The organism is Pandoraea thiooxydans, assembly GCF_001931675.1.
In the GTDB taxonomy this organism is placed as follows: Bacteria; Pseudomonadota; Gammaproteobacteria; order Burkholderiales; family Burkholderiaceae; genus Pandoraea; species Pandoraea thiooxydans.
Map to the genome: position 1 here is coordinate 2126064 of NZ_CP014839.1, position 16394 is coordinate 2142457.

General features: G+C 62.7%; 14 protein-coding genes. 8 read left to right on the forward strand and 6 right to left on the reverse strand.

Going from position 1 to position 16394, the window contains the following annotated elements:
* Nucleotides 1-18 precede the first annotated feature (18 nt).
* A complete protein-coding gene (locus tag PATSB16_RS09760; protein WP_237170332.1) occupies nt 19-2181 on the forward strand; it encodes a TonB-dependent siderophore receptor in 2163 nt (720 codons plus the stop codon).
* A 34-nt stretch (nt 2182-2215) separates the two neighbouring features.
* Here PATSB16_RS09760 and PATSB16_RS09765 read toward each other — a convergent pair whose 3' ends face one another.
* The 4 genes from PATSB16_RS09765 to PATSB16_RS09780 all read right to left on the reverse strand — a co-directional run bounded on the left by PATSB16_RS09765 (nt 2216) and on the right by PATSB16_RS09780 (nt 6695).
* The gene (locus tag PATSB16_RS09765) at nt 2216-3100 is read right to left on the reverse strand and encodes a hypothetical protein (protein WP_047213960.1); all 885 of its coding nucleotides are present in this window, start codon (nt 3098-3100) and stop codon (nt 2216-2218) included.
* 423 nt (nt 3101-3523) lie between these two features.
* Nucleotides 3524-4417, reverse strand: coding sequence for a hypothetical protein (locus tag PATSB16_RS09770; protein WP_156884696.1), 894 nt, complete (start codon nt 4415-4417; stop codon nt 3524-3526).
* Between the two features lie 321 nt (nt 4418-4738).
* On the reverse strand, nt 4739-5734 hold the full coding sequence (locus tag PATSB16_RS09775; RefSeq protein ID WP_047213962.1) for a hypothetical protein: 996 nt from the start codon (nt 5732-5734) through the stop codon (nt 4739-4741).
* A gap of 115 nt (nt 5735-5849) precedes the next feature.
* Nucleotides 5850-6695, reverse strand: a complete 846-nt coding sequence (locus tag PATSB16_RS09780; RefSeq protein ID WP_047213963.1) for a hypothetical protein — start codon at nt 6693-6695, stop codon at nt 5850-5852.
* 319 nt (nt 6696-7014) lie between these two features.
* Between PATSB16_RS09780 and PATSB16_RS09785 the strand changes: the two genes are divergently transcribed.
* The 4 genes from PATSB16_RS09785 to PATSB16_RS09800 all read left to right on the forward strand — a co-directional run bounded on the left by PATSB16_RS09785 (nt 7015) and on the right by PATSB16_RS09800 (nt 12284).
* Nucleotides 7015-8451, forward strand: a complete 1437-nt coding sequence (locus tag PATSB16_RS09785; RefSeq protein ID WP_047213964.1) for a carbohydrate porin — start codon at nt 7015-7017, stop codon at nt 8449-8451.
* Between the two features lie 88 nt (nt 8452-8539).
* Nucleotides 8540-9583, forward strand: coding sequence for an iron ABC transporter substrate-binding protein (locus PATSB16_RS09790; RefSeq protein WP_047213965.1), 1044 nt, complete (start codon nt 8540-8542; stop codon nt 9581-9583).
* Nucleotides 9583-11187 carry an ABC transporter permease gene (locus PATSB16_RS09795; RefSeq protein WP_052892645.1) on the forward strand — a complete coding sequence of 535 codons (1605 nt, stop codon included), beginning with the start codon at nt 9583-9585 and terminating at the stop codon, nt 11185-11187. The genes PATSB16_RS09790 and PATSB16_RS09795 overlap by 1 nt, the downstream gene beginning before the upstream one ends.
* Nucleotides 11184-12284, forward strand: coding sequence for an ABC transporter ATP-binding protein (locus PATSB16_RS09800; protein ID WP_047213966.1), 1101 nt, complete (start codon nt 11184-11186; stop codon nt 12282-12284). Before PATSB16_RS09795 ends, PATSB16_RS09800 begins: the two co-directional genes overlap by 4 nt.
* A gap of 34 nt (nt 12285-12318) precedes the next feature.
* On the opposite strand, the gene PATSB16_RS09805 is transcribed toward PATSB16_RS09800, so the two are convergent.
* Both PATSB16_RS09805 and paaE read right to left on the reverse strand, forming a co-directional pair.
* A complete protein-coding gene (locus PATSB16_RS09805; protein WP_047213967.1) occupies nt 12319-13155 on the reverse strand; it encodes an outer membrane beta-barrel protein in 837 nt (278 codons plus the stop codon).
* Nucleotides 13156-13343: 188 nt separating this feature from the next.
* Complete coding sequence (gene paaE, locus PATSB16_RS09810) at nt 13344-14432, reverse strand: 1,2-phenylacetyl-CoA epoxidase subunit PaaE (protein WP_047213968.1); 1089 nt, start codon at nt 14430-14432, stop codon at nt 13344-13346.
* A 209-nt stretch (nt 14433-14641) separates the two neighbouring features.
* Between paaE and PATSB16_RS09815 the strand changes: the two genes are divergently transcribed.
* From PATSB16_RS09815 to PATSB16_RS09825, 3 genes are all read left to right on the forward strand, one after another.
* Nucleotides 14642-14854, forward strand: coding sequence for a hypothetical protein (locus PATSB16_RS09815; protein WP_083659390.1), 213 nt, complete (start codon nt 14642-14644; stop codon nt 14852-14854).
* A 345-nt stretch (nt 14855-15199) separates the two neighbouring features.
* The gene (locus PATSB16_RS09820; RefSeq protein ID WP_047213969.1) at nt 15200-15496 is read left to right on the forward strand and encodes a DUF4148 domain-containing protein; all 297 of its coding nucleotides are present in this window, start codon (nt 15200-15202) and stop codon (nt 15494-15496) included.
* A gap of 220 nt (nt 15497-15716) precedes the next feature.
* A complete protein-coding gene (locus PATSB16_RS09825; RefSeq protein WP_062551266.1) occupies nt 15717-16376 on the forward strand; it encodes a sensor histidine kinase family protein in 660 nt (219 codons plus the stop codon).
* The last annotated feature ends 18 nt before the right edge of the window (nt 16377-16394 follow it).

Here is a 16394-nt window from a genome sequence, read left to right on the forward strand (position 1 = left end):
TTCCTGGAGCCTTGATTCATGCCTCGACCGAAAAAAAACCGTATTCGCCCTGCGCACACAGGTACCGCCAACTTGCCGGCCGGCAAGATGCCGCCACGTCTGCGCACATTGGGCCTGAGCCTGCCGCTGACCATCGCCAGCCTGACCCCGGCCTACGCGGACGACACCATGACCGAATCGGCGCTGCCCGCAACCGTGGTGAGCGCCAAGCGGTTCGACCCGTATCGGGTCGGCGTGATAGGCGGTGGCGCCCTGGGCGAGCGCGCGCCGCTCGACACGCCTTTCTCGGTCACGGCCGTGACCAGTGCGGCAATGGCGGACCGCCAGGTCACCACCCTCAACGATGTATTCCGCGGCGACCCGGCGGTGACACCGTTCTCGGACGGCTACAACGGCGAGAGCTCCTATTTTTCGGTGCGCGGCATGCAGCTTGACCTGCTCAACGGCTTCAAGCTCGACGGCATGGCGTTTCCCAACTGGAGCTCGGACCTGCCGCTCGAGAGCTTCGAGCGCGTCGAACTGCTCAAGGGCCTGGCCGGCTTCATGTACGGCTTCGGCACGCCAGGCGGCATCGTCAACTACGTGCTCAAGCGGCCGACCGACACGCCCACCCGCAACGCCACGCTGGGCTTCAAATCGGATGGCGTGCTGACCGAACAGGCCGATCTCGGCGGGCGCTTCGGCCCGCACCGGCAATTCGGCTACCGGCTCGATGCGGTGCACGAAGCCGGCGAGACCTATGTCCGCGACGGCAGCATCCGGCGCGACTCGATGTCGCTGGCGCTCGACTGGCGCATCACGCCCGACCTGACCTGGTGGGCCGACGGCATGTACCAGCGGCGCAAGACCCATGGGGTGCTGTATGGCATCTCGCTGGCCCCTGGGGTGGCAGTGCCCCGTGCCCTCGATGGCAGCGCCGCACTGGCGCAACCCTACACCTTCTACCTGACGCAACTGCAAACGGTCGGCACCGGCTTGCGCTACCGCGTCGCACCGAACTGGCATGCCAGCCTCGCATATCGCCTCGCGCAGGAAATCCGTACCAACCAGAACAGCTGGCTCGCGGTGCAGGACAACGCCGGCAACTACAGCGACACACAATATTTCGGACTGGCACGCTTCAATTACCAGCAATGGCAGGCCATGCTCCAGGGCAGCACGACGCTGGGCGGCATCAGGCATGAACTGGTATTCGGCGCCTCATGGCAGCAGCAGAGAAAATCGTCGGCGTTCATGTCGACGCTGCTCGGCGTGAGCAACCTTTATGCCCCCACACTGCTGCCGAATGCCGCCGTTTCGCCCGATCTCGATCCGCGGCCTAACGACCGCCTGACGCAAACCTCGGTATTCGCCAGCGACACCTTGCACCTGAGCCAGCGCTGGTCGGTCCTGGCCGGCCTGCGCTACACCGACTATCGCGACGTGAGCTACGGTGCCGGCGGCGCCCCCGGCGCCAACTACCAGCGCCGTCCGCTCACGCCGACCCTGGCGGTGCTGTTCAAGAGCAGTCCTCAGTCAACCTTGTATGCGAGCTACGTCGAGTCGCTCGAACAGGGCGGCACGGCCCCGCTCGGCACGGCCAATTACAACCAGAGCTTCGCCCCGCTCAAAAGCCGGCAGTACGAAGCCGGCTTCAAGACCGAGCATGGCCGCTGGGGAGGCAGTGCCGCGTTGTTTCGCGTCGAACGCGGCCTGGCCTACACCAATGCGGATAACCTCTTCGTGCAGGACGGCAAAGTGCGCTACCAGGGTCTCGAAATCGAGGGCTGGATCAAGCCGGCACGTGCATGGCAGTTGCGGGGCGGCGCCATGTGGCTCGACGCGAAGAACCAACAGGCGGCCGCCGGCGTCGACGGCAAGCGCGCTTATGGCGCGCCGCGCTTCCAGGCCTCGGGCCGCATCGAATACAGCGTCGCGGCACTGCCCGGCCTGACCCTTGCGCTGGGCGGCAAATATGTGGGCGATATCGCGCTGGAATCGAACAACACCCATACGCTGCCGTCGTACTACACGCTCGACGCCAGCGCCCGCTACCACACCCGTCTGGCCGGCCGGGCGGTGACGCTGCGCGCCGGCGTCAACAACCTGACCAATCGCCGCTATTGGCTCGGCAGTTGGGAATTCCTGATGTTGCCGGGAGCTCCCCGCACGTTCCTGGCCAGCGCGCAGATCGCCTTTTGACGCCCCAGCGGGCGACGCATTGCCGGCGTCCGTGTCATTCGGGCGTGTAGGGTATGCCGCTGAGCGCATCGGGCAGCATTTGATGATCGCGCTCGAGCGGGCCATTGTTGAGCACCAGATTGATCAAATCGCTGTACTGCCGGACGTAGGCGGCCTTTTGCGGATCGCCGTCGGGCAGCGATGCTATTTTTGGCTTGCTGACACCTGGCGTTGCCCGCAGGAAACCAGTTTGCGCGCTCACCCGGTCTGACAAGTCAAACATTTCCGTGTAATCGGCGCCTGCCAGGCGAGCATGCGCGGCACTGCGCGCGGCCGCGCTGGAGCCATGCTCGTAGGTATTTATATCGGACCTTATCGCCGCGTCCAGGGCCAACGCCTGTTTGATCACCTTCGGTGTCTGGGACAGCGATATCACGTCCGGCTGATTGCCGCCCGCCAGCGCTTCCTTGAGGTCGTGATCTTCTTGAGGACGCGCGCGCTCGTCCGCCGTTTGACTGTATTGACTGAAGTGCGGTGCGACACCGTCGCCGCCGGGGGTATTTGTTGCCGACGCATTGGTATCGTCCTGCCACAACCGGTCCGATAATTTCGCAGCAAGCCCCTGCGCCTGCTTGAGCATCGCAGGAGAAAGCTGACCGCGCTCATTGGCGGCGGCAACGCTGAACAGATGCTTCGACGCATCGTCTTCCAGGGCCGTCTGGCGATTGATCAGCGCCTGCTTGGCCGATTTATCGGAAAACCCGTTGAAGATCCCCCACCAGCCATGCGTCGCATTGGCGTCCTTGTAGTCGTTGGCGGTTACCTTGAGCGCGCTCAACTGTTTGAGATCGTTTTGGGCCTTCTGCAGGTCAGCCGCACCCACGTCATACGGCGAAAAGCCGCTGGAGCCCGCTTGCGCGGAAATCGGAGATAGGGACAAAACAGCACTCCTTATAAGACCGGCTTGGCCGAGAGAGGAGTCGACAAATTAGCGGAGGTGCCGACCTGTGCCTAGGCGGCACTTTCGTAGTTGTTTGCGCCGATGCGCATCGCTATCGAAGGCGATGGAAATGCGGCGCGTGGCTGAACCATTGACCATCGTGGTAGAGCGGGCCGCTGCCGGTTAGGCAGTCAATCAGATGATTGCGAGACACAGTGCAGCCGGCCTCAAGACCGGCCATGGTCACTGCGGCGGCCATGCGGCATCGATGCGGGCCGCGTTGCTTCTGGTCGAACGCGGCCCGGCGATACGACAACGCCCATAGCGTTTTTGTGCGGGACGGCAAGGCGCGCTGCCAGGATTTGAGAGCGAAGGCCGGGTGCTGACGCCGCGCGCCTGCGTCAACGGCCTGACCAACCGGCGCTATTGGCTCGGCAGTTGGGAATTACCGGCGTTGTCCGACGCGCCGCGCGGTATCCTCTCCCTTGATAAGCCGAGCCTTTCACGCTCTATCGAGAAACGCATTGAGGGCGCCCTCGCGACGGGCGCTTTGCCGGCGGCGCCGCTCAGCGCTTGTGTGAGCATTTGATGATCGTGTTCCAGCGAACCATTGCCGTGCACCAGATTGATCAGATCGCTGTACTGGTGAATATAAGCGGCCTTCTGCGGATCGCCATCGGGCAACGATGCGATTTTGGGGCCGCTGATGCCGCTCGTGGTGGAGCCGGAGCCCGTTTGCTCATCGACCCGGTCAAAAAAATCCGTCAGTTGGGCGGCATCGATGCCTGACAGCCGGGTCTTGGCCGCTTCGCGTATGGCCGGAGTCGCGCCATGCTCATAGGCGTTGACATCGGCTGTGATCGTCTTGTCGAGTGCCGAAACGTCCTTCATAAAGGCTGGCATATCGGCCGGTTTGATTGCGTCGGGCTGGTTGCCGCGCGCCAGCGCGTCCTGCAGATTGCGACCTTCATCGGGGTTGGCCCGCTCATAGGCTGTTTGACTGTACTGACTGATGTGCCAAACGTTGCCGCTGACGGTATCAGTGCTCGACGCATTGATGCAGTCTTGCGCCAGCCGGCTCGACAATTGACTGGCAAGGCCCTGCGCCTGCTTGAGCATCGACGGAGAAACCTGCCCACGCACATTGGCGGCAGCAACATTGGCGAGATGCTTCGAGACATCGTCCTCCAGGGCGGTCTGATATTTGATCAGCGCCTGCTTGGCCGATTTATCGGAGAAGGTATTGAAGATGCCCCACCATCCATGCGTCGCATTGGCGTCCTTGTAATCTTTGGCGGTCACCTTGAGCGCGCTCAACTGCTTGAGTTCGCATTGAGCTACCTGCAGATCTGAGTCGCCTGCGCCGCAGTGAGGCATGAGGTGGGGGTTCGAATAAGGGGAAATCACTGGCATGGTAAAAATCGCACTCCTGAAATTAAATAGGCTTTGCCGGGGGCGAGACTATGTGGGTGTGGGAATGGGAGGGCGGTGCAGCCTTGCTTCGCCTGCAACGCTGCCTGGTATACGCCAATTCGGATAACGCGTTCGCGCGGGACGGCCGGGTCACCGTCAGGGACTGGAAATCGAAGGCCGGGCGCTGACGCCGCGCGCCTGCGTCAACGGCCTGACCAACCGGCGCTATTGGCTCGGCAGTTGGGAATTACCAACGTCGCCCCGCGCACTGCGCGGTATCCTGACCATTGAGATGGTCGCCTTTTCGCGCTCTATCGTGCGACTCATTGAGGGCGCCCTCGCGACGGGCGCTTTGCCGGCCGCGCCGCTCAGCGCTTGCGTGAGCATTCGATTATCGCGCTCGAGCGAACCATTGCCGCGCACCAGATTGATCAGATCGCTGTACTGGTGAAGGTATGCGGCTTTTTGCGGATCTCCGTCGGGCAACGATGCGATTTTAGGGCCGCTGATGCCCGTGGTGATCGAAACATAGCCCGTTTGCTTGTCGACCTGATCGAAAAAATCGGTCAGTTGGGTGGAATCGATGCCCGACAGGCGGGCCTTGGCCGCATCGCGTATCGCCGGGGTCGCGCCGTATTGATAGGCGTTGACGTCATTCGTGATCGTCTTGTCGAGCGTGGCAACGTCCTTCATAAAAGCCGGTGTGCCTCCCAGCGTGATCGCATCCGGCTGGTTGCCGCCGGCCAACGCGTCCTGAAGATTATGACTCTCATCGGGGTTGGCGCGATCGTAGGCCGTTTGGCTGTACTGGCTAATGTGCGACACATTGCCGCTGAGGGTGTCGGTGCTCGACGCATTGGTATAGTCCTGCGCCAGCCGGTTCGATAAATCGGTGGCAAGGCCCTGCGCCTGCTTGAGCATCGACGGAGACACCTGCCCACGCTCATTGGCGGCAGCCACATTGAACAGATGCTTCGAGGCGTCGTCTTCCAGGGCTGTCTGGCGATTGATCAGCGCCTGCTTGGCCGACTTGTCGGAAAACCCATTGAAAAGCCCCCACCAGCCGTGCGTCGCGTTGGCGTCCTTGTAGTCGTTGGCGGTTACCTTGAGCGCGCTCAATTGTTTGAGATCGCTTTGAGCTTTCGATAAATCGGCGGCGCCGACGTCGTAGGGGGAAGAGTCGCCGGGGATCGTGCGACCGGAAATCGGGGCGAGGGACAAAATGGCACTCCTTCAATAAAACGGGTCTTGCCGGGAGGGGGAACCTATAAATTAGGCGAGGTGTCCGCGCTTGCCTAGGCGGTATTTTCGTAGTTGTCCGCGCCGATGCGCAGCGCTACCAAAGATGGTCCGGTGGCAGATGCAGCGCATCGTTAAGCCATTGACCATCGCGGTAGAGCGAACCGCTGCCGGTCTCCAAGTCGATCAAATCGTTGCGCTGCTGGAAGTAGCCGGCCTTTTGCGGATCGCCGTCCGGCAGCGCTACGGCTTTCCCCCAGGCAATGCCCGGCGCCTCAATGTCAAAGCCGGGGACAAAGCCGGTCTGCGCTTCGCTCCTGTCATACAAATCGGTCAGCGTGGCGCTATCGATGCCAGCCAGGCGGGCGTGCGCCGCATTGCGCGCGGCTGGGGTCGCCCCGTGCTCGTAGGTGTTGATGTCGGCCGCGATCGTTTTGTCGAGCGTGGCTGCCTGCCGCTCAAAGAGCGGCGTGTCGACCAGCCGAACCGCATCGGGTTGGCAGCCATCGTTCAATGCGTCGCTTTTGTCGATGGCATTCTGATCGCGCATGTAGGCGTCCCACGCCAGGCTGCTGTTGCCGCTGCGGTCCGCTTGCGTTGCCTTGTTGGAGTCCTGCAACAGGCGGCTCAACAATTTGTCCGAAAGGACTTGCGCCCGCTTGACCACCGATGGGGAAATCTCGCCGCGTTGATATGCCGCAGCGATATTGGACAGGCTTTTCGAGACGTCGTCCTCCAGTTGGGTTTGATGTCCGATCAGCTTTTGCATGTAGATTTTGTAGCCGCCCCAACCATGCTCCGCCGTCTTGTAGTCGCCAACGTTGAGTTTGAGCGAATTCAGTTGCTTGAGATCCGCCTGAGCCTGCCATAGATCGGCGGTGCCGACGTCGTAAGGAGAGAGATCGGGAGAGTACGAGCCGCCGCCGCGTGGAAATTCATTCATGATGAGGCCTCTGGGAGAGAGAATAAATCAGTTGATCCGGCGTCAAAATAGTGAAAAATTCCACCCCTGCCTAGACAGCGATTTCGTAGTGTGTTTCCGGCGTATCGAACCAGTGCGCCCAGAACCGCCGCCCCCGAAGGTCCATTGCACGAGCGATCCCGCTTGAAAGGTATCCGATTTCGGCGTAACCTTGCCGTGGCTGTGAATCAATCTCATTTACATTTGCATTGATTTCACCGTCTGGCCGTGCGCTCACAACGTCCCCCCAGAGAAATTCATGGCGCGCCGTTTTACCACTTAACGAAAGGAAATTTCATCGATGAGCATCGATAAGCCTCTGAACCGGCTATCGCTTCGCGCGGGGACGTTTCGCAGGATCCTCCTGGCTGGTCTCTGGAGCGGCACGTTGGCAAGCCCCCTGCTCGCCCATGCGGCGGACACCGGCAACGCGACCCCACCGGCTCAGGACGATCTCTGGACGCGCCAGACGCTGCTGGGCGACATGTGGGGCATCCGCCCCGCGCTGGCCCGATACGGCATCACTTTCAGCCTGAACGAGACCAGCGAATACCTGAACAACCTGCGCGGCGGCATCCGGCGCGGGGGCACTTACGACGGCGTCACCACCGCGACCGTGCAGGTCGATACGCAGAAAGCCTTCGGCTGGGCTGGCGGCACCTTCAACGTCAGTGCATTGCAGATTCACGGACGCAGCATCAGTCCGAACTACCTCGGCAGCATCCAGACCGCCAGCGGTATCGAGGCCGATGGCACGACGCGCCTATGGGAACTGTGGTACGAACAGGCGCTGTTGAACGATCGCATGAGCGTGCGCGTGGGGCAGCAGAGCATCGACCAGGAATTCATGAACAGCCCGAGCCTTGGCCTGTTCGTCAATACCATGTTCGGGTGGCCGACGGTGCCGTCTTATGACATGCCCTCGGGCGGACCGGCCTACCCGCTCTCGGCGCTGGGTGTGCGCGTGAGCTACAAATTGGCGAACAATCTGAGTGTGTTGGCGGGCGTGTTCGACGGTAACTCCACCGGCGCGACCCCCAGCCAGGACTCCCAGAAAATCGACGGCTCCGGCACCAAATTCAACCTGCATAACGGCGCACTGTGGATCGGCGAGTTGCAGTACAACCTCAATCCGGCCGATGGCGGCGCCACGAGCGGATTGCCGGGCGTCTATAAAGTAGGTGTGTGGTACAACTCCAACCGCTTCGCCGACCAAGGTTTCGACACCAATGGTCTGTCGCTGGCCAGCGCGCAAAGCAACGGCATCGGCTACGCGCACCGCGGCAACTACAGTCTGTACGGCATCGTCGACCAGATGATCTGGCGCGAGAGCCCGACCAGCGCGCGCTCGGTGAACTTCTTCACCCGCGTGATGGGCGCGCCGGGCGATCGCAATCCGATCAGCTTCAGCGCCAATGCCGGCCTGGTGATGCATGCGCCCTTGGCCGGACGCGACAACGACACCGCTGGCATCGGCATCGGTTACGCCAAGGTAGGCAACCACGCGGTCGCCCTCGACCGGGCCAACGCGAGCATCAACGGGGGGTTTTCGCCGGTGCGCAGTGACGAGACCTTCGTCGAGGCGACTTATCAGTACCAGGTTGCGCCGTGGTGGCAATTGCAGGCCGATGCCCAATACACCTTCAACGTAGGTGGCGGCGTCGTCGATCCGAACAACCCGACACAGAAAATCGGCAATACCTTCGTCGTCGGCGTGCGGACCAATATCGCCTTCTGACGAGGGATATACGCGGTGCGAGGCGCTGAGGATCAAGGGCGGCGGCGCGCGGCGGCATCAAAGTGATTGTGTTCGATGGAGGTTTGTCATGAGTAGTCATTGGCTGGCGCGCAAGCTGGCTCGTTTTACCCGCACTGCCCGTCTGGGTGTACTCGGCGCGAGCGTCGCACTGAGCGCCGTTGGCGTCGCGCATGCCGCGCCGACGCTCACGCTGTACAGCGCACAGCATGAACAACTGGTCAAATTGCTGGCTGCGGATTTCGAAAAGGCGTCGGGCATCGCCGTGCGCATTCACAGTGGCGAAGGGCCTGAAATTGCCTCTCAGTTGCTGGCCGAAGGCGCGCACTCGCCGGCCGATGTTTATTTCACGGAGAATTCCCCGGAATTGATGCGGCTGCAGGAAAAAGGGCTGCTGGCCAAGCTTGAGCCCGCTACCATGCAGGCCGTGCCGGCACGCTACAGTTCGGCGCAAAACGAATGGGTCGGCGTGCTCGCGCGCGAGAACGTGCTGGCCTATAACCCGGCATTGATCAAGCTGGCGCAGATGCCGGCCTCGCTGCTGGATCTGGCAAACCCGGCGTGGAAGGGCAAGGTGGCCATCGCGCCCACCGATGCCGACTTCCTGCCGCTGGTCAGCGCCGTGGTCGCGCTCAAGGGACAACCTGCCGCGCTCGAGTGGCTCAAGGGCTTGAAGGCCAATGCGCAGCTCTTTGACGACGACGAGGGGGTGGTTGCCGCGGTCAATCGGGGCGCCGTCGCCACTGGCATCATCAATAGCTACTACTGGGCGCGCCTGCATACGGAACTCGGCGACAAGGGTACTCACAGTCAGGTCTATCACTTTGGCCACGGCGATGTCGGCGCGCTGGTCAACGTGTCTGGCGCGGCCGTGCTCAAAAGTTCACGCCAGCCGGCGCTTGCCCAGAAGTTCGTCGCGTATCTTGTCAGCCAGCGCGGCCAGGAACTGATGGCCAAGAGCCGGATCGACTTCGAATATCCGCTGCGCCCGGGCGTAGCGCCCGACCCGCTGCTCAAGCCGTTCGGACAACTTCAGCCGCCCGCGCTCAGCGTCGAGAAGCTGGGCGATGACAGCGAGGCAGGCAAGTTGCTGCGGCAGGCAGGCCTGCTCTGATGAGCGCATTGCCCGGCACCGCGTTCGAGACCGCGCCGCCGGCTGGCGGCGCCCGGCATGCGCGCGCGCCACGCGGCCTGGTGCTCGCCGCTGCGCTCAGTGCATGTCTCGTACTGGTGCCGTTGCTGTTCATCGTCGCACAGGCCGTGCGAGCCGGCAGCGCGCAAGCGGTCGAATTGTTATGGCGGCCGTTGGTCGGCGAGCTGCTGGTGAACACCCTGGCGATCGTCGTGGCCGCCACGATCGTGAGCGCCGTCGTGGGCACCGCCGCCGCCTGGTTCGTCGAACGAACGGTTTTGCCGGGCCGGCGCGTCTGGGCGGTGCTGTTGGCCGCCCCGCTGGCGGTGCCGGCCTTCATCACCAGCTATGCATGGGTGTCGCTGAGCCAGTCGCTGCAGGATTTTGCCGGGGCGCTGCTGGTGGTCACCAGCGCTTACTACCCCCTCGTGATGTTACCGGTGGCGGCCGCCTTGCGCGGCCTCGATCCCAGCCTGGAAGAGACCGCCCGCTCGCTTGGATGCGGCGCATGGCGCTGCTTCCTGCGTGTGGTCCTGCCGCAACTGCGGCCGGCACTGCTGGGCGGCATGCTGATGGTCGCACTCGGCGTGCTGGCCGAGTTCGGCGCCTTTGCGCTGCTGCGTTTTCGCACCTTCACCACGGAAATTTACGCTGAATATCGAGCCGGCTTCGACGGACTGGGCGCGGCCATGCTCGCGTGCCTGCTGCTCGCCCTGTGCCTGGTCTGCCTGGCGGCCGAATGGCGGGTGCGCGGCGCGGCTCGCTACGATCGGGCCGGCCGGGGCGTGCGGCGCGCGGTAACCCGCTACGACCTGGGTGCCGCACGCTGGCTGGTGGTCGCGCTGTGCGCGGCGCTGGTATTGATAACGCTCGGCGTGCCGCTGGGCATGACCGGCTATTGGCTCACGCAGCACAACTCGGCAGCCATTTCGCCGACCGATAGCTCATGGCAGGACCTGCTCGGCGCAACACTCGCGTCACTGCGTTTCGGCCTGGCCGGCGCTGCGCTCACCACGGTCCTGGCGCTGCCGTTGAGCTTTTTGCTGGTGCGCTTTCCGAGCCGCTTCGCGGTCCTGCTCGAACGCACCGCCTACCTGTCGCAAGGCATGCCCGGCATCGTGCTGGCGCTGGCCATCGTTTCGCTGGCCGTGCGCGTGCTGCTGCCGCTTTACCAGAGCACACTGCTGCTGATTGTGACCTACGCGATCCTGTTTCTGCCGCTGGCACTGGTCGGCGTGCGTGCTGCCCTGATGCAGGTGCAGCCACGGCTGGAGGACGTCGCCCGCTCGCTCGGCCTGCGCTGGCACGAGGTGGCGCGACGCGTACTCCTGCCGCTGATCGGCCCGGGGTTGGGCGCGGCGGCCGCACTCGTATTTATCTCGGTAGTTACCGAACTGACCACCACCCTGCTGCTGGCGCCGATCGGCACGCAGACACTTGCCACCCAGGTGTGGGTCGATACCTCGACGCTGGCGTTTGCCGCGGCTGCCCCCTACGCCGCCCTACTGGTCGGGATTTCACTTGGCGGTTCCTGGTTATTGATGTCGCTGTTCGGCAAGTCGGCCGTATTGGGAGAGTCGCAGTGAGCGAATTGAAGATTACCGGGTTGAGCAAGACTTTCGATGGCCAACCGGTATTGCGCGACGTCGATCTATTGGTTGCAGGCGGCAGCCTGATGGCCATTCTGGGCCCGTCCGGCAGCGGCAAGACCACGTTGCTGCGGCTGCTGTGCGGCTTCGAGCGCGCCGAGGCCGGCACCATCCGGATTGGCGAGCGCACGGTGTCCGCGCCTGGCCTGCACGTGCCGCCCGAACAGCGTCACATCGGTTATGTGCCGCAGGAAGGCGCGCTGTTTCCGCATCTATCGGTGGCCGACAATATCGTGTTCGGCATGCCGCGCGCCCAGCGGCGCGCTCGACAACGGGTCGACGAATTGCTGGAGATGGTGGGATTGCCCACCGCCTACGCCGCCCGCCCACCGCAACATTTGTCCGGCGGCGAGCAGCAGCGCGTGGCGCTGGCCCGGGCATTGGCGCTCTCGCCATCGGTGGTATTGCTCGACGAACCGTTCTCGGCGCTCGATGCAGCGCTGCGCAGCGAAACGCGGCAAGCCGTCGCACACGCGCTCAAAGCCGCTGGCGCCACAGCGGTGCTGGTCACGCACGACCAGGGCGAGGCGTTATCGATGGGCGATCGGGTGGCCGTGCTGTGGCAGGGCAAACTGGCCCAGGTGGCGACGCCGCAAACGCTCTACCGAGCGCCCGCGACCCGCGAGCTGGCTTGTTTCGTCGGTGAGGCGGTGCTGCTGGAGAGTATCGTGGTCGGCCAGGAAGCCGTTTGCACGCTGGGTCACCTGCCGCTCGCGTCCCCCACCGCGCAAGGCCCGGCCGATGTGCTGGTGCGCCCGGAACAGATCCGCCTGATGACGGCGCAGCATCGTACCGGTGCGGTAGAGGCGCGCGTCGAGAACGTCACGTTTCTCGGCGCCGATGCCAACGTGCAATTGGTGTTGCCGGCCAGCGGCGAACATATCGTCGCACGCGTCGATGGCCAGGCATTGCCGACACCGGGCGCACGAGTCTGGGTCTGGGTCGACGGGCCGGTGATTGCCTACCCGCGCCAGGCCGGCGGCAGAGCCGCCGTCGCCAGCGCACCCTGGCTGTCGGTGGTCGGATCGAATTGAGGCGACGACCGACACACCGACCGACGGCGACCGTTCAGAACGCGTAGCCCAGGCCGACCAGGAAGCGTTGCTCGATGGTTTTCGAGTCGGGCTCGAAATAGACGCCGACCGGCGACTGACCATACTTGAACTCGGTGGCGCGGTAGCTCGCGCTGGCGTGCAGGCGCGGCGTCACCGCATAGTCCAACCCGACGCTCAGCGACGTCTGGGCCTTGCTGCCAAGACTGAAATCGCCGGTCGAGCCGGTGGTAAGGCGCGGGTTGATCGTCCTGGCCACGCTCAGGTCGGCGCTGCCGACCAGCTTGGGAGTAAATGAGTATTGCCCCAGCAGCCCGATGCCAAGATATTGATGGCTATAGGTTTCCTTGTCGCCATAGGGCTGCGCCAGATCGCGCACCCAGTTATGGTAGCCGTACGTGATGTAAGGCACGACCTGCGCCCGGGATTGCGCACCTAGCGCAAATGCCGGACCGACCTTCAGGTTGACGTCGAACGTGGTGTTGCGTGTGGTCGACGAATAGGGTACCGCGGTATGCGTGTTGTTATTGACAAGATAACCCTGGTAGTCGGTGTTGCCGTGCGAATAATCCAGCGACAGGCTGGTATAGATGTTCTTCAGTCCGAACAGACTGCCCTGACGCGTCAGGCCGCCGCCGAATGCCGCCTGGGTGCCGTGCTCGGAATCGAGCTGCCCGCCCGGCCCAACCAGCCCGGAGGTATTGTTCGTGTCGGTTTCGTGATAATTGAGGTGGTGCCCGCCGACCCACAGCGAGGCTTGATTGTTGGCACGAAGAATCGCTTCATCGGCACGCGCGGCGCCAGTTGCGCACAGCAGCCCTGCCGCCATGGCGAGGGCCAATCGCTTGGACATAATATCCTCCCAGATACCTTGTCGATTATTGTTTTAAAAACCGGGACAGCGGCCCGTCCCGCGTTGGTCGTCACATCGCTTCGACAACAATTTGTAACATTCTCATTTTTCCCGACGGCGGTCAATTTGATTTTTTCCTACAAGGAGTACTGAATGCCGGTGCGGGATCCGGCGTCCGCGACGTTGGCCTAGCGCTCGTCGTAACTGACCGCCACCCGGTCCGTTAGTGGATGGCACTGGCAGGTCAGCACAAACCCGTCCTTCACCTCCTGCGCTTCGAGCGTGTAGTTTTTGTCCATTTTGACGCTGCCCTCGGTGACTTTGGCCCGGCAGGTGCAGCACACGCCGCCCTTGCAGGCGTAGGGCAAGGCCAACCCCGCCCGCAATCCAACGTCGAGCAGGCTGATGCCCTCGTAGGGCAATCGCAGCTTGCGGGTCTTGCCGTCGATGGTGATCTCCAGATCCGCCGCGGGGGTGTCGTCGGTAATCTCGATCGGCGGCACACCGGCCTGCGGCAGCGGCGTGCCGAACCGCTCGACATGGATTTTCCCGGGCGCCACCCCGGCCTGCCTGAGCGCGGCTTCGGCAGCATCCATCATCGGTGCGGGTCCGCAGATGAACGCCTCGTCGATGGCATCGGCGGGCTCGAGCGTGGCAAGAAAAGCGGCGCATTTGTCCTGATCGAGCACGCCATTGAAGAGCGCGACATCCTGTACGTCGTCCGACAGCACGTGATACAACGCAAAGCGGCTCAAATATTGATTTTTAAGGTCCTCCAGCACCTCACGGAACATGATCGCGTCGACGCTGCGGTTACCGTAGATCAGACTGAATGTGCTGGTCGTCTCGACCGCCAGGGTCGTCTTCAACAGCGCCAGCACGGGCGTAATGCCCGAGCCGCCGGCAAATGCCACGTAGTGCTTGGCGTGATCGGCATTCAGGTGGGTAAAAAACCGCCCGTCGGGCGTCATGACCTCGATCATGTGTCCGGGCTGCAACGTCTCGAATGCGAAATTCGAGAAGCGCCCGCCACGCACGCGCTTGATGCCGATGCGCAGCTCGCCGTGCCGCTCGTATTCCGTGACACCGACGCAGATCGAATAGGAGCGGCGCGTCTCCTCGCCGTCGAGGTGAACCTTGAGAGTGACGAACTGCCCCTGAATGAACCGATAAGCTTCGCGCAGGGCATCGGGCACCTCGAAGGAAACCGTCACCGAATCGGCCGTCTCGGGGCGAACTTCGCGAATGCGCAGTGAATGAAACTGGGGGGCTGCCATGACAGACACTCCACGTGATCCGCGCGGCTTTCGATCCGGGGATGGATCCCCCGGGGCCAGCTGCTTGGCTGAAGTATAGGAAAATCGCCGCGCTTTGCCATTCAATCCGCGCAACCCCGACTAAGCAGCGGCTAAGTATCCGGCGCTACACTGAATTCAACACGGTAGATAACCGTGCTTCAGTCAATTTTTCTTGAATGGACATTAAGATGAAAACCACACAGACGTTAATCGCTGCAATCGTGCTTTGCGCGGCAGGTGTTTTGCCCGCCATGGCCAAGGACAACCACCCCGGCTCGACGATGCCCGCATGGGTCAACCAGATGTGGCAAAGCCAACATGCCGCGGCGCAAACCGGCGCGCCCGCGCCGGCTGCCGTCAACGGCCAATCCCTGCCGGCCGGCGAGCGTCATCGCCCCTGAAACGGCCGGCTAACCGTCGACGCGCTCGCAAGCACCCATCTCAAGCGGCAAGCGGGCGCGTCCCTATCAAACCAGCCAGATCACGTCTTCCAGCCAAGTTCTTTCCCGCTTGCATTGCATCGCCGCTGCGCCCATCGCTCCGCCCTTCCTCCTGACGTGCATGAAACAGCTGCGGCCGCGGTTCTGTGCCGCGCTCGCCTTGCAACGCGGTTTGAGTCCCGGCTCGAACATCGGAAAATAGCACTACATGCTAAGAGGCAACTAAGTCTGCCCGCCTAGACTGAAATCGAACGCGGCGCCAACGCGACTCCGCATTCAGTCTCTTAATTTGATTTGGAGGTCGAAATGAAAACCGGATATACGATTGCCGCGGCTCTCCTGCTTTCCATTGCAGGCTCCGTGCCCGCCCTCGCCAGCGATGCCTATCCTGGCGGTTCGATGCTTTCCTGGGTTCACGCGGGTTCGCCGGTGAGTCAAGCCACGGTATATACCCACCTCGTCAAGGCCGAGCAGCACGGCCTGCTCGATCAAGGCAATACCGTATTCCCGATAACCCCGCAAGTGCCCCATGGCGCATGGCATATGTCGAGTCCGACAAACGTTGCCAGTATCGCGACCCCGGTACACTATCGGCACAACTAAGCCGTTCACGGCAAACCGTGCGACGCCCTCCGAACGGCGCGTCGCACGGATTTGGCGCGCTTGCCCAATGCGCCAATGCGGCACCGCGGCGATGATGTGAATTTCCGGCCCGAAAATGTCGGATAATCACGAAAGCCGCCCGGCAAAAATCAGGGCATTGCCGGCATCGCTGCGAATCGGGCGGTTATTTTCAGTTGCATCAACCGCCGACAGTCAACGTATGAAAAATTCATTGCAATACCGGCTGATCAGCTGGATCGCCGGCTGTATTTTAGCGATCGGGGCGATTGCGGGCTTTTTCTCCTTTTTCGGCGCATTCCAGCAAGCCTACCGGTTTCAGGACGAACAACTCATTCAGGTCGCGCGCCTGATCAACTCGAACCGGCTGGCGCTCGCCGATGCCGGCGTGCTTTCCAGCCCCGGCGCAAATGGCGATTCGCCATTGATCGTACAGCTGCTCGGCAACCCTCAATACCGCGGCAATCTGCCGCTGCCTCGCAATCTGGCCAACGGCTTCCAGACGGTCGACATCGCGGGACATTCGTGGCGCCTGTACGTCAAGCAACTCAATTCCGGCGACCGGGTCGCCGTCGGGCAACGCACCGAGGGACGAACCCAGATCGCACGGGCCAGCGGCTTGCGCACCCTCATGCCGTTTGGCATTTTGCTGCCGGTTCTGATCGGCTTGGTCGTACTCGCCGTGCGAAAGACGCTGGGATCGGTCGATCGACTGACCTCCGAACTCGACGCGCGCAGCGAATCTGACCTGCGCCCGCTCGACATCGCCGCCGCGCCTCATGAAATCAAACCATTTCTACTGTCGATCAATCGCTTGCTGCAGCGCCTGGGGCGCGCGCCGACGCAATCCCTTCACCGGTAGTCCCCTGGCGCCCGGCGA

Bases quoted from the DNA above. Each gene is read 5' to 3' on its own strand.
- PATSB16_RS09805 (WP_047213967.1), bottom strand. From the start codon at position 13,155: ATGTCCAAGCGATTGGCCCTCGCCATGGCGGCAGGGCTGCTGTGCGCA.
- PATSB16_RS09820 (WP_047213969.1), top strand. From the start codon at position 15,200: ATGAAAACCGGATATACGATTGCCGCGGCTCTCCTGCTTTCCATTGCA.
- PATSB16_RS09780 (WP_047213963.1), bottom strand. From the start codon at position 6,695: ATGAATGAATTTCCACGCGGCGGCGGCTCGTACTCTCCCGATCTCTCT.
- PATSB16_RS09815 (WP_083659390.1), top strand. From the start codon at position 14,642: ATGAAAACCACACAGACGTTAATCGCTGCAATCGTGCTTTGCGCGGCA.
- PATSB16_RS09760 (WP_237170332.1), top strand. From the start codon at position 19: ATGCCTCGACCGAAAAAAAACCGTATTCGCCCTGCGCACACAGGTACC.
- PATSB16_RS09790 (WP_047213965.1), top strand. From the start codon at position 8,540: ATGAGTAGTCATTGGCTGGCGCGCAAGCTGGCTCGTTTTACCCGCACT.
- PATSB16_RS09785 (WP_047213964.1), top strand. From the start codon at position 7,015: ATGAGCATCGATAAGCCTCTGAACCGGCTATCGCTTCGCGCGGGGACG.
- PATSB16_RS09795 (WP_052892645.1), top strand. From the start codon at position 9,583: ATGAGCGCATTGCCCGGCACCGCGTTCGAGACCGCGCCGCCGGCTGGC.
- PATSB16_RS09825 (WP_062551266.1), top strand. From the start codon at position 15,717: ATGAAAAATTCATTGCAATACCGGCTGATCAGCTGGATCGCCGGCTGT.
- paaE (WP_047213968.1), bottom strand. From the start codon at position 14,432: ATGGCAGCCCCCCAGTTTCATTCACTGCGCATTCGCGAAGTTCGCCCC.